Origin of the sequence: Siphonobacter sp. SORGH_AS_1065, assembly GCF_030818595.1 — a bacterium.
Lineage (GTDB): Bacteria > Bacteroidota > Bacteroidia > Cytophagales > Spirosomataceae > Siphonobacter.
On sequence record NZ_JAUTAM010000006.1, the window covers coordinates 1 to 13,305 of the forward strand.

A 13,305-nucleotide genomic window follows, 5' to 3' on the forward strand; every position below is an offset into this window, starting at 1 on the left:
GTTGCGTTTGATCAGATCAATCCAGTTTGTACTTACCCCCGCAGCCACATTATCCAGTTCTTCCTGATTCAGGTAGTCGGATAAACGAACGTCATTCCGGGTGAAGTTGTAGTTCCCAGAAGCATATTTATTACCCACCACGACATCTTTCAGGAATTCAACGTAACCATTGGTGTCATAGATAGGTGGTAGGTGATAGACTTGTTTGGAGCCAACGTAGTTGTTGTAACGAACGGTTAGTTTACCACTTTGTCCTTTTTTGGTTTGAATGATTACAACCCCGTTGGTTCCCCGCGAACCGTAAATAGCCGTGGCAGAAGCATCTTTCAGGACATCCATCCGGTCAATATCGGCGGGGTTCAGGAAAGAGATATCATTCACGAAAATACCATCGACAATAAACAGGGGGTTTTGTCCGGGAGTATAGCCCGCGTTGGCTGCGGTTTCAGTAGTGTGGATGGTACTGGCTCCACGAATCCGAATGTTAAAGCCGCCGCTGCCGGGTTTGTTATCCGTGCGTTGCACCATTACGCCGGGAATTTGTCCCTGAATGGCCGAAGCTGCATCTACGCGGTTTACCTTTTCAATGCTTTTGGAATCTATGGAAGCTACCGACCCCGTTACGTCTGTTTTCTTGATGGCTCCGTAACCAATGACCACTACTTCGTCCAGGCTTTTAATGTCCTGCTGAAGCTGGAGGTCCACTTTTGTGCGGTTACCTACCGTTACTTCCTGACTAACGTAACCTACCAGCGAGAAAACCAGTACGTTATCCGCATTTTCAGGAATGACGAACTTGAAGTTACCCTCTGTGTCCGTGGTGGTTCCCCGGGTACTGCCCTTCAAAAGAACGTTAACTCCGGGAAGGGCTTCGCCTTTTTCATCCGTTACCTTCCCCGTGATGGTTTGGTCTACCACCAGAGGTTTACTTTCCGTAGCAATTACGCTGGTATTCTGAACCAGCAGACTGTTCGAAGTTTGCGGTCCGGGCGTTTTATCCAGCCGCTGACCCACAATGAGATAGGCACCGTCTTTGGCTTTGCGGAAATGAAGCCCGGAATTGCGGAGCACGCGTTTCAGGTTTTCTTCCAGACTCGCTTTCGGATCAAGTGCAGAATTAGGCACTGTTAATCCCTGTACCAACTGATCGCCAAAAAGGATGTCTACTCCGAAGCGTTCTTTCAGTTCGTGAAGTACTTCACTCAGCTTTCGAACGTTGCCTCTGAGCTGAACAGGAGACCCTGATTCTTCTGGCAAAAGCATAGGACTAGCGGGCTGACCGGGTATAGTCAGGCAAGCCACCAGCCCCCATGTATGTAGGCTAGTAAAAAAGAAGGACATAATGGTAAAAGAGAGGGATTATGTGATAGAAGTAGATTGTAAAAAGACCTGTTTGTTATGACGAATGATACGTAAATTCAATACTTCGGCAATGATACTTAGTAATTCTTCAGCATTCTCTGTAGGGTACGTCCCCGAAAGGGTTAAGGCAGCAGTTTCGGGTTCGGGAATCACTAGGGTAATCCCAAAATTCTCTTCAAAAAGGTACGTGAGCTCTCGTAAGGAAGTCTCCTTGAAAACATAACGGCCATCACGCCAGGCGGAAAAATGTCTCGATTGTTCTGCTTTTTTCAACTGAGCTTTTCCACTGGGACTGACATTCACCAGATCGCCCGGCTTAAGGGTTAAGGGAGCCGCGACTTTACCTGATTTATGGTAATGAAATTCAACCTTTCCCCGGTGTAAAGCGACTTCCGTGCCGCGGGCACGACTGTATAAATTGAACTCCGTTCCCAAGACTACCACATCGGCACCCCGGCTGGTTTTTACGACGAATTGTTCGTTCGTTGCCGTGTGTTGAACCGAAAATAGAGCTTCGCCTTCGAGCCAAACCTGACGGTGGCTGGTAAAACCAAATAGGGGGACTTTCAGGGTTGAATTGGCATTCAGCGTTACCTGGCTTCCGTCGGGAAGGGTCACTACCTGGGTCTGTCCAAAATTGGTTCGGTAGGTTTGTTTTAATAATTGAGGACCCAGGTAATAGCAACCTATGATAAGGATAACAGAAGCCGCAGCCGATGAAAAAAGCCAGTTCCGGTGGAGGTTCCAGCGACGAAAAAAGGAAGTTTCCTGACTTACTTGCCTGGGACGCTGGTTGTGGTGTAAAAATTCCTGGTACTGCTCAAATGCTTTATCGCGGTCGGCTTGGTATTGAAGGTGGGTTCGTTCCCATTCCTGCAACCATTCATAAAATAATTCTTCGTTTTGCGGTTCCTGACTCCATTCATCGATTTGCTTTCGCTGCAAAACCGTAGCATTGCCCGATAAAAATTCGAAAATGAGTTGTTTATTGATGAGTGGGTTCATCGCTGAAATTCAGTTAGGTAAGAAGAAAGCTTAGAGGGCAGAATCAGAACAATTAGGCGAAAAAATGAAAAAGTAACCCTGACAATACGGTGAACCAGCGGGACTTTAACATTTGCCGAATAGTCTGATTGGCCAGCCGAATCTGAACCTCCACGGTACGTACCGACAGCCCGAGTTCGCTGGCAATTTCGGCCTGTCTTCTTCCTTCAAACCGACACATTAAATAAATTCTTCGTCTCTGAACGGGTAATGACTCGATGGCTTTTTCCACATCCTGGTATAATTCATCATACTGCGTCAGTGCATCCGGCTGTTGCGTGTGTTCGCTCGTGAAAAACTCCGCTTCCTCAATGGGAACATCCCGCTGAAAAGACTGCCGGATGTAATTGTAAGCCCGATTGCGTACCGTCTTGAAAAGGTAAGCCCGGTACGAACTGGTGATGCTGGAGAAAACCTGATTTTCGTAAAACTGACAGAAAATATCAGCAACTAAATCTTCAGCAACGGACTTCGAACCTACGAAACGCACGGCATGACTGCATAACTCCACGTAGTGGCGACGGAAGAGCATCTCACAGCCTAGCTTAGGATTGGTCTCAAAGGTTTTCCGAACGAATAGCTCCTGGTCAGAGCTCTTCAACAACGATTCATTCTCTGAATCATCAGCCGATGAGGCGTGTTCAGTTGTTGAAAAAGGGTTCCAGTTGCTAGCTAACTGCATGAGTTTATATTAGGATAGATATGCCTTACAGAGACAATTCAGTGGGAAGACACAATGGCCTCAAAAATCCCTTAAGCCAAACAGGATATTTTTTATAATTTTTTTTAACCCGTCTTCCAATAGTTAAATACTCAACGATGATTGGACTGAATATCAGGTAAAAGTAAGCTTTTAGATCCCTAAAAAGAGAATTTAATTGAAGTATTAACGGAAGATGCCAATAGATTCCATAACCATTTATAGGTACTACCTGTATTTTATTTAGCAATAGTAGTTAGTCATAAGAGAATGATAAGGTTGAATCAATGGCCCTAAACTAACCAAATGGCCCGTCTTCGGAGCTTAATAGTGCTATTTGGACCTTACTAAGTACCATTACATTATCTTTCATAGCAGTCTTTGCCCATTTCTATCATATTAGAATAGTTATATGTTTTTAGGGTTGCTTCTGCTTCACTTATAATTACTTCTATTTGATTTTTGGCTCGGCGAGGTTATAGAGCTTGGAATGTGAAAACCGCTATTGTTCGAATGCGTTTATTGAAATCATTCTGCTTTTTCGGATGCAGGTGATGTGGGAACGTTAACAAAAACATTACGTAATCAGCTTCTGATCATTACTGAGCAAGCATAACAAGTCTTATTATATGTTCATTTTATTGTAAAGAAATGAACATATAACTCCAGTCTGTTCATTAGCGGTACCCTAATAGCTTATCTGTTCATTTTTGGGCTAAAATTGGACATATTCAACGAATCTGTTCAATTTATGAACTAAATTTGCTATCTGTTCAGAAAAACAAAAAAAGTGAACATAAAAGATGGCTTACGATCGGAACAAACCCTATAATGATCTTCCACTTTTACCGCCTGATCCCAGTATTGAGAATGACGTAGACATTTTAAAAAAACTGGTAGTAGCCTCTAGGGCATTGGCGTCCGTTAACAGTAGCATTCAGCGGCTACCCAATCCCCTGATGCTGATTAACACCATTGCTCTTCAGGAGGCCAAAGCTTCGACAGCCATTGAAAATATCTTTACCACCGAAGATGAACTCTACCGGGCCGTTTCGGATACGGTTCAGGAAGAAAAGGCGAATGCATCTACCAAGGAAGTGCTCCGGTACCGGGAGGCTTTGTGGGCCGGTTACCATCTAATCCAGCAAACCCGGCGAATCGATCTGGAAGGCATAATTGGTATTTTCAGACAGATCAAACGCTCTTCGGCGGAGCTACGCTCTCCGGCATCGTTAACGATTATTAAACGTGGGCAAAGTGAGTTCAGAGCGGGTGAAGTCATCTATACTCCGCCGCGGGGCAATGGTATTGTAGAAAAACTCATGGATAACTTACTGGCGTATCTCAACGATGAAGAAAAATACCCGACGGATCCCCTGCTGAAAATGTGCATCGCTCATTACCAATTTGAAGCGATTCACCCTTTTACGGATGGAAATGGTCGCACCGGACGAATTCTAAATTTACTCTATCTGGTCAATGCAGGTTTGCTGGACCAGCCCGTTCTATATTTATCCAAGTACATCATTGTTCACAAAGATGATTATTACTACAATCTGGGCGTAGTTACGCAGCGAGGAAGCTGGAAACAGTGGATTTTATTTTTACTGGATGCCGTCGAAAAAACGGCCCAGTTGACAAGCCAGTTAATTGATCAGATTCTAACCCAGATGGAGTCTACATGGGTTCATGGAAAAAGTCTGATGAAGTGGTACAATAAAGAAGTAAATGAATTGATTTTCAGTCAGCCGTATGTCAAACCCGCTCTCATCGGAGAGCAGCTCGGTATTACTTCACGAACGACACTGACCAAGTATTTTAAAGAGCTGGTAGCCGCCCGAATCCTGAGTCCGTCGAAGGATGGAAAGGAATTGTTTTACGTAAATGAAGACTTAATTCGTATTTTAGAGAGTTAAAATTTGCCACTAAGGCACAAAGCCACCACGTTTCACAAAGGAGAAAGACGTTACTCTTATACGGAAAGTTAATCAAGAAAAAAAGAAGTGAAGTTTGGTTTTAGGATAATAATAACTTATCATTAAACTGTTATAAAAACAGTTTAATGATAAGTTATTATTATGTTTATTGAAGCGTTTTCTTTATTTCTTCCAAATCACTGAATAATTCTAGTTTCTTTGTATCAGAAGGGGTTAACTTATAGTATCTGCTTTGTAGAGAATTCCATCTTTCTTTATTGTCTTTGAAAATTTTATTTAAGTCATTAATTGCATTATAGGTGTCTTTTTTAATAGATGAATAAGATTCTAAATATGTTGAAGTTGGTATAGGTTGATTGTTAATGTAATTTGACCGAATCTCATATGATTTTATCATTCCTTCTGCATAATCTAATACATAGTTTATTCTAATTAATTTAGATTGAAATCTGTCCATTAAGGGTCTAGATTTTTCAATAAAATTAGTATATCTAGAGTCCGCTACTAAATCAGAATCTGTTTTAGTAAAAAGATCTTTGTTTTCATCAAAAAAAGTATTATAATCTTTTGATAAAGTGCTATCTGCAGAAATTACAGATTTTATTACTGTTTGTAGTTTTTCTATATCTCCATAAACAGCTCTATTAAAATCGAATAGATCTATTGTTTCAGTGACATTAGTAAAAGCTTGTGTTACATCTTTGTTTCTATCTTTATCAGACCTAGAAAGTATATTAATTAATGCTGTAAGACTCATTCCAACGGATACACTTGCAACTTTGAAATTTTCATTTTTTGAGAACATAGAAGCTAGTGGTAAGGCTATAGAAGGCAAATATTTACCCCATTTCCCAATCCAATTGTCATAACTATTCCTGAAGGTCGGGGCAACAAAAGGAGTAGTCATTTTTCCTAATGTAATCCCAGTATTTAATGACGCTAAGATAATATCTACATTTGATGATCCTGATGCAAATAATGTATTAAATATAGCACATATTTTAACAGACTCAAGTTGTCTTTTTTTAATGTTTTCCATTGTTGAAGCTATTTGCTGTCTGTGAGCTTCTCCAGCGGCTGGAATACTTTTTGATAGTTCTTTGATATTATCGTATGCACTTTGCACTTTTGTTAAATAACTTTTTAGTACAATTAATGAATCAGTAGCATTGTTTCCTTCAATTGGAACTTCTTGAGATTTAGCAATTATTGGAAATAATAGCAAAAAGAGAAATAGTGATTTTACCATGTTATTACAGTGTTATCAAGTTTTAATAGTGAAATACTTAAGAAGGGTGATATTTACTAAAAAGTGACACTGCAAGTAAGTATATAAAGTTTGTTGTTTAAATGCCTATTTATAGGTAATTTATAATAAAAAAATTTATTACAGTAAGCATATTCTGAAATTCAATATTATACGACTATGGCTATTATTAGAATAAATGATTTAAAGTTAGATACTCAAGAGAACATTAAAATACCCATATGAATATTCTGTCTATAATAATCATATATATCTGATTATTATAGATTTAGAAGTAATAAATAAAAATTCAATACGCAGAACAGATTAAAATTATATTCCTTTCTCTCACGAAGCACATTAAGAAATTCTCATCAACTACTGATTCAAAAGCGTCTGGTTTCGATCTGGTCCTACAGAAATGTAGGTGATGGGAACCTGTAATTCATTTTCCAGAAACTGAATATAATTTCGTTTCATTAGGCCTTTTTGACAAAGTACATCTTAATATCTCCTTTGCCTTTGGCATTAATTATTCCGCGATAGTCAAACAAGAAGGTAGGATCATCCTTTAATAAGTTATAAATCGTTTCGCTGACATTCACTTTTCCGGGTTCTCCATTGCTTTCAATTCGGCTAGCCGTGTTTACGGTATCGCCCCATACATCATATTGAAATTTTTTGACTCCGACAACGCCCGCCACTACCGGGCCACTGTGAATACCCACCCGCATTTCAAAAGTAGGGTTATTGCTGAATTGATGATCTATTTTTCTGCGGGTAATGAAATCCTGCATTTCTAGGGCAGCACAAACAGTATTCCATGCCGCTTGCTGATCGGGGTTAGGAAGTCCGCCCGCTGCCATGTAGGCATCACCAATGGTCTTGATTTTCTCGATTTTATATTTTTCAACGATTAAATCAAAGGCTTTAAAACAAACGTTCAGCTCTTCTACCAGACTTTGAGGCGACATCTTTTCCGCCGTTTGGGTAAAAGACTTAAAATCACTAAACAGAATAGCTACGGAACTAAAATTCTGGGCTTCTACGCTACCTTTTTCCATTAACTCATCGGCGATCTCTTTAGGCAAAATATTAAGTAATAAATTCTCAGAGCGATCTTTCTCTTTTTGCAGAATTTTCTTTGATCTCCTTACATAGTTCAGGCGACTCCACAAACCTATAGCAACAATGGAAAGAAAGCCTAGCGAAACGAAAATGTAGTTGCGTTGCTGTTCTTTTTTTCGTACTTCTTCTTTATGCTTTTGTTGAATAACGTATTCCTTACGGGCGTGAGTAATACTGTCGGCAAGTTGTTGCTTTTGGAATTCCATGCTCTGGGCCTGGCTCGCAATTTCTTCAGATCGTAAACTATCTTTATAAATTGTGGCTTTTTCATAAAAACGAAGAGCTAAAACGGAGTTTCCAATTGATTTATAAGACTTATAAAGGCAATCACAGGCTTCTCTCTTGAGGGTAACAGAGCCTAGTTTCTCAGCTGTAATGAGGCCTTCGTGACATGATTTAATGGCTTCTGAGCTTTGACCTGTTTTATTAAATACATCTCCCAGAGCAATTTTGGAGTTACTCAAGTACTGTAAATTGTTGATTTTTTGAGAAATAGCTAAGGACGATTGATAGTAATAAAGAGCTTGTGCGTACTTTTTCTGATGATTAAATAACTCACCTAGACTGTGCAAAACTTCTAATTGCTTCACCTTGTTATCCAGTTTATTAGCAATCGCTAACGACTGATTAAGGTATCGGAAAGCCTCTAAGTAGTTATACTGTCTGGAATAAATCTCGCCGATCCCGTTTAGCGTTTGGGATAATGATGCAGAATCTTTTAATTCTAGCTGTAACTTCAGGGCTTGCTGAAAATAAGCCATGCCATTTTTATAATCTTTAATAGAAACGTAAATTCCTCCGATGTTCTGAGTAGTGGCAGCAAAGATCTTTCGATCGCCTACTTCTTTTTGTACCTCGATGGCCTGTTTATAAAGTTCAAGAGCTTTGAGTTTATTACCCAGATAGTAATATACCGCTCCTATATTGTTTAAGATCTTAGATTCTCCTACCTTATTCTTCGCTTTCTGATAGGAGTATCTACTCTTTTGGAAGAATTCCAGAGCTTTTGTGTAGTTCCCCTGATAATAATAGGCCAAAGCAATTTGTTTTAAGCTATTACCTGCTTCATCAGGTAATCGTAAGCTCTCATACAGATGCAAGCTTTTTTCAAAATACGGAATCGCAGCAGCATAAGACCCCACATTCATTTTTTGCTCTCCCATCTTAACTAAACTTTCTGCCTGGACTTGGTTCGGCTGATTTGTGGGAGTAGGATGCTGTGCAAAAAGATTTTCAGTAAAAAGAATAATGAAGACAACTAGCAGAAAGATAGATTTCACGGTTAGGTCACTTACAATGATAAAGTGTTGAAGATGGCAAAGTAGTCCTATTGTCCCGTAAGTTAGGCTCAAATCTTCTGATCTTTTAGATCTCAACCGTGAATTTGATCCAGTTTTGTAAGCTTGGTTCCTGATTCAATACCCAATAGTAATTTTTAGGCTAGCTTATTTGTGTTCAAAACAAATTTCTTTCCTTCAAATTCCAGTGTATGATCTGCATTAAGCCTGCCCTGAAACCAATTAATTGTTTGGTAATCAGAACTAACCACGGTTTTTCTTTGCCAACTAATGAATTAGCGAATGCTTTTTCGGATGCGACTCAGGGAGGAAGGCGTGATGCCGAGGTAAGAGGCCAGCATGCTTAAAGGAACTCGATTGGATAGTCCGGGATAGTGTTCGAGAAAATGCAGGTAACGGGTTTGGGCGTCCTGAACCAGCATATTACTGGTGTAACGCAATTTGTTTTCAAGTACGTAAGAAGTAATTTTAAAGAAGATGTCATGCCAGCCGGGGATGACGCTTGAAAGCTCAGTAAAGTCTTCCTTTGAAAAAGCTAACACCTGACAGTCGGTAACGGCTTCAATGTATTCGGCGGAAGGAAGCTCATCCCGAAAACTATTCATATCCACCACAAAACGATTTTCGTAGACAAAGTATCGGGTGAACCCGTCGCCCGTTTTGTCGTAATAGCAAACCCTGAAAACGCCGTCGGTTACGTATCCAATTTCTCTGGAAATTTTCCCCGCTTCAGAAAAGTAAGCTCCCTTCGCTACCGACTTCCATCGGGCTTTGGATAAAATCAGTTCGCATTGGGGGACATCCAGATAACCGAATTGAAGTAAATACGTAATGAGTTCCTGCATAGCTCAAAATTAGGAGATAGAAGCCGGATCACCCCATAAGCCTTACGTAAGATAAGACCTAAAAGGAAATAGATATTGATTTAACTAATTGAAATACAAACCAATAGGCACTATGATCGGGCAGGATTGAGAAATGACGTACTTCCTACCCCTGCCCGATCATAGTTCAAATTCATTCTAACTGTTCATTCATTACCTGCTTTTGGGCTTTTTTGTTGGCCCGAATCACTAGTAACATTTGAAGTAAAACCGATAGCATAATCAGACCTAAGCCTGTGTAAAAGGCTGGACTTAACTCGCGGTCTTCTTCATACAACAAAATGGCAAGGATAATGGTATAAACGGGTTCAAGATTCAAACTTAAGTTAACGGTAAAAGCCGAAAGCTGGCGTAATACCTGCGTTTGGAGTAGGTATAAGAGTACCGTACAAAAAACGACCAGAATCATTAAATAGCCCAAATCCTGAAAGCTGGGAATCAGGGAAATGCTTGGAAACCAATAGCAATAGATGACCAGAACGGGAATTAGTGAGACGGCTCCTCCCAGCATGGAATAGACCAGTACCGTTTCGCTCGGATGTTTTCGAGCCAGTCGTTCATTACTAATGGTAAATAATGAAGCAAGCAGCGAAGAAATAAAACCCAGAAAAATGCCCAGCCGGTATCGGGTGTCAAAGCTGAAAATCAGAATAATACCCGCTAGCGTTAATAAGCTCAGACTTAGTTCAGACCATGAAAATTTTTGCTTATTGATCAGCGGAGCAACGATTGCTGTGAAAAACCCCGTTAAAGAAAAGCAGACGACACCGACTGAAATATTGGCGTATTTGATACTTCCGTAGAAGAAAATCCAGTGCATGCCAATAAAAAAACCAGCCAAAGCAAAAGGTGCCGCTTGCCGAAGGGAAATGGCCTGAAGTTTTCTAGTAATCGAAAGAATAATTAAAAGGAATAAACCAGCCAAAGCGATTCTATACCAGGCCAGTAAGCCTTCATTTAACGTAATCAATTTGCCAAAAATGCCGGTAAATCCAGCCAGAATAATCGAAATATGGAGCTTGATGAAAGCTTTTTTCATGAGAGATTCATCCAATACTATTAAACGGTAAGTAAGGCTAACGCGAAGCATTAGTAATAAGATGCCCAAACGACATCTGGCTCAACAAGCTGAATGAATGAAAATAGGACACTTCAAATCCGTTTGCCCGTAAGCAAAAGACAAATTCAGTGGTCAAGCTTTACGCAACTGGGGCGAAATGAGAGAAGCGTGAAGACGAGGATTCATGTATACGGGTGTTTAAAACGGCAAGATAGCGAATTGCGGAAAAAACATGCTTGAACAGAAGAGGAAACTGGTAGGGAGTCAGAAAGTGTTATTCAATCCTAAGTAAGGTCCTTCGCTTCGCTCTGGATGACAAATTGAGGGGTAAACCAATGCTCCTGCCTGTCATCTCGAACGTAGGGAGAGACCTTCGGTGGGATGGGACGAAGTTATTAACTTGGGTAAGTCCCCACCTTTAGTAAGTTCTTTTGCTTGATAGGCTCGGAGGCCATAACGGCAGGTGGGAACCTGCCGCTTGGTAGGAACGAGAGGGAATCTCGCAGCAGTTGGTTCTTTATTAAGCCACATACATCATGAGTTCCCCGTAGAGAGGCGATGAAGTCGCGTCTTAGGTAAGAGGCGGTCAGCGTTACTTTAGGGATTATAAATCCCTTACAGAGGGCTTTCGGATTACAAATCCGAAAGAGCGTAGTCTTAGTTAGTTAAACCAAAATCCTTGATTAAAACTCGTACATCGCAGATCCCCAAGTAGAGACGCGACTTTATCGCGTCTGGGTAAGAGGCGGTTTTGTTACCTCTGTATGACTTCCATTTCCCTTTACGCAGTGGTTGGTGTCTCACCAACCACTGTTTGCGTACCATATGGCTGGTGAGACACCAGCCATGGTGGGGTTCTTTTCATGTTCCGACCAGCCGCGATGAAGTCGCGTCTCTACCCTTTTAAAACCAAAAGTTTGGGTTAAAGCTACGTTATACATTATAGATTCCCTTACAGTCGCTCCCGAGTGATACTATAGTCTGGTACGTCTATGGCCCGCTACGGGTTTGCATCCTACCGGCCAGAGGCCTAGAGTTAGGTGGTCACTCGACTAGAGCCGAGCGACTGCGGTGGGAGGGGGGGGCCGAGGGCAAGAAAGTTTGCAATGTCAAGTAGATTCTTCGCTACGCTCTGGACGACAGATTGGGGTGTAAAGTAATTCCGCCCAATAATCTTCCCGAATGAAGAGAGACAAACGTATGGTCTCTTTTATTTTATTTGAAAAGCTCTCTTTAGGAATAGTTAAATAAATCACCAGTAGTGAGTTTATTTCGTAGCGATGCTACTTTATCTTCTAAAGATCGTTAGGCTTTGTCTTACAGGGGTTTAGCCACGGTTTTACTCTAAACCAGAAATACTATGAATAGAAGACTGTTTATGCACCAGCTAGCCAAAGGTACCCTTTCGGCTACTGCCGTTGGTACCTCTTTGTCAGCTTCCGCAGCCGATTACCTTCTGCATACATCGAAGGCCGGGGAGCTGGCTTCTCATACAATCGCTGACATTAGTTACACCGACGTACAGCTCAAATGGCCCCGCTTTGTGGGTAAAAATGGCCGTCGGGATATTCATGGGTATGGGCCAAAAGTAAGCGTTTGTGTATTGACTACCGACCAGGGAGCTAAAGGCTGGGGCATGCACGGGAGTAGAAATGCCGAAGCCATCGCTTATCTGAAAGGAAAGCGGGTTTCGGAGGTTTTTCAGCCCTCTTTAGGAGTAACCGACTCCAAAGCACTGGGTTTCGATGTTCCTCTGCACGATCTGGCGGGGGTAATTTTGAACAAGCCCGTGTATGAATTGATGGGTCAGAAAAAGCCTATTCTGACGAAATGCTACAGCGGTATGATCTACTTCGATGAGCTGGAACCCAAAGAAGGCCCCGTAAAAACCACGGCAGATGGTTTGGACCGACTTCTTGAAAACTGTCGACACGATTATGAACTGGGATACCGACAACTCAAACTTAAAATAGGCCGGGGTAATATTTGGATGCCCAAAGAAGAAGGATTGAAGCGGGATATTGAAGTAACTAAACTGGTGGCGAAAACCTTTCCTGATGTGGAGATTCTGGTAGATGCCAACGATGGATATACCGTCGATACGACGATTGCTTACCTGAAAGGTATCGGCGATATTCCGCTGTTCTGGATGGAAGAACCTTTTGCCGAAACCGTGGCGGATTACCAGAAACTGCGAGCCTGGACAAAAGATAATAAGCCCAAAATGCTGCTTGCTGACGGTGAAGCTGATCCCCGGCAAGAGTTGTTGCGGGAACTGGAAGACAGGAAGCTCATTGATGTTCACCTGACCGACATGATTGGTTATGGATTTACTCCCTGGCGGAAACTGATGCCTGAGTTGAAGAGTAGGGGCATTCTAGCTTCGCCTCACGCCTTTGGAGAGTTATTGAAATCGTATTACTGTGCACATCTGGCGGGAGCATTGGGTAATACGGTAACGATTGAGGGCGTTCCGGCTACTTGCGAAGCTATTGATTTTGGGAAGTATACCATCAAGAAGGGCCAATTCGTGCCTTCGCCAGACCCTGGTTTCGGAATGACTTTACTGAAAAAAGTCTGAGGTATTTTTAATCTTTTGGTAATGATTTGAAAAGCTGGGTCGCCGGATAGTTACGTTTGTGACCC

The 13,305-nt window shown here is 41.5% G+C and carries 10 protein-coding genes; 2 read left to right on the forward strand and 8 right to left on the reverse strand.

The features are described from left to right. From QE390_RS20800 to QE390_RS20810, 3 genes are all read right to left on the reverse strand, one after another. A partial coding sequence (locus tag QE390_RS20800; protein ID WP_307143652.1) for a carboxypeptidase-like regulatory domain-containing protein occupies window positions 1-1,341 on the reverse strand: 1,341 nt, incomplete at its 3' end. Between the two features lie 18 nt (window positions 1,342-1,359). Further along, window positions 1,360-2,367, reverse strand: coding sequence for a FecR family protein (locus tag QE390_RS20805; protein WP_307143653.1), 1,008 nt, complete (start codon window positions 2,365-2,367; stop codon window positions 1,360-1,362). 52 nt (window positions 2,368-2,419) lie between these two features. Next, window positions 2,420-3,088 (reverse strand): RNA polymerase sigma-70 factor, encoded by a 669-nt coding sequence (locus QE390_RS20810; protein WP_307143654.1) that lies wholly within the window; start codon window positions 3,086-3,088, stop codon window positions 2,420-2,422. Window positions 3,089-3,909: 821 nt separating this feature from the next. On the opposite strand from QE390_RS20810, the gene QE390_RS20815 reads away from it, so the two are divergent. Further along, window positions 3,910-5,022, forward strand: a complete 1,113-nt coding sequence (locus QE390_RS20815) for a Fic family protein (RefSeq protein ID WP_307143655.1) — start codon at window positions 3,910-3,912, stop codon at window positions 5,020-5,022. Window positions 5,023-5,188: 166 nt separating this feature from the next. Here QE390_RS20815 and QE390_RS20820 read toward each other — a convergent pair whose 3' ends face one another. The 5 genes from QE390_RS20820 to QE390_RS20840 form a co-directional block, all read right to left on the reverse strand. Further along, complete coding sequence (locus tag QE390_RS20820; RefSeq protein WP_307143656.1) at window positions 5,189-6,292, reverse strand: hypothetical protein; 1,104 nt, start codon at window positions 6,290-6,292, stop codon at window positions 5,189-5,191. A 375-nt stretch (window positions 6,293-6,667) separates the two neighbouring features. Then, window positions 6,668-6,769, reverse strand: coding sequence for an adenylosuccinate synthetase (locus tag QE390_RS20825; protein WP_307143657.1), 102 nt, complete (start codon window positions 6,767-6,769; stop codon window positions 6,668-6,670). Next, the gene (locus QE390_RS20830) at window positions 6,769-8,697 is read right to left on the reverse strand and encodes an adenylate/guanylate cyclase domain-containing protein (protein WP_307143658.1); all 1,929 of its coding nucleotides are present in this window, start codon (window positions 8,695-8,697) and stop codon (window positions 6,769-6,771) included. Before QE390_RS20830 ends, QE390_RS20825 begins: the two co-directional genes overlap by 1 nt. 293 nt (window positions 8,698-8,990) lie before the next feature. Further along, on the reverse strand, window positions 8,991-9,560 hold the full coding sequence (locus tag QE390_RS20835) for a Crp/Fnr family transcriptional regulator (RefSeq protein ID WP_307143659.1): 570 nt from the start codon (window positions 9,558-9,560) through the stop codon (window positions 8,991-8,993). Window positions 9,561-9,732: 172 nt separating this feature from the next. Next, window positions 9,733-10,638, reverse strand: coding sequence for a DMT family transporter (locus QE390_RS20840; RefSeq protein WP_307143660.1), 906 nt, complete (start codon window positions 10,636-10,638; stop codon window positions 9,733-9,735). A 1,381-nt stretch (window positions 10,639-12,019) separates the two neighbouring features. Between QE390_RS20840 and QE390_RS20845 the strand changes: the two genes are divergently transcribed. Beyond that, entirely contained in the window at window positions 12,020-13,240 is a 1,221-nt protein-coding gene (locus QE390_RS20845; protein ID WP_307143661.1) for an enolase C-terminal domain-like protein, read from the forward strand. Window positions 13,241-13,305: the final 65 nt, after the last annotated feature.

Coding starts and splice junctions, on each gene's coding strand:
- QE390_RS20805 (WP_307143653.1), bottom strand. CDS start 2,367: ATGAACCCACTCATCAATAAACAACTCATTTTCGAATTTTTATCGGGC.
- QE390_RS20815 (WP_307143655.1), top strand. CDS start 3,910: ATGGCTTACGATCGGAACAAACCCTATAATGATCTTCCACTTTTACCG.
- QE390_RS20825 (WP_307143657.1), bottom strand. CDS start 6,769: ATGAAACGAAATTATATTCAGTTTCTGGAAAATGAATTACAGGTTCCC.
- QE390_RS20820 (WP_307143656.1), bottom strand. CDS start 6,292: ATGGTAAAATCACTATTTCTCTTTTTGCTATTATTTCCAATAATTGCT.
- QE390_RS20835 (WP_307143659.1), bottom strand. CDS start 9,560: ATGCAGGAACTCATTACGTATTTACTTCAATTCGGTTATCTGGATGTC.
- QE390_RS20810 (WP_307143654.1), bottom strand. CDS start 3,088: ATGCAGTTAGCTAGCAACTGGAACCCTTTTTCAACAACTGAACACGCC.
- QE390_RS20845 (WP_307143661.1), top strand. CDS start 12,020: ATGAATAGAAGACTGTTTATGCACCAGCTAGCCAAAGGTACCCTTTCG.
- QE390_RS20840 (WP_307143660.1), bottom strand. CDS start 10,638: ATGAAAAAAGCTTTCATCAAGCTCCATATTTCGATTATTCTGGCTGGA.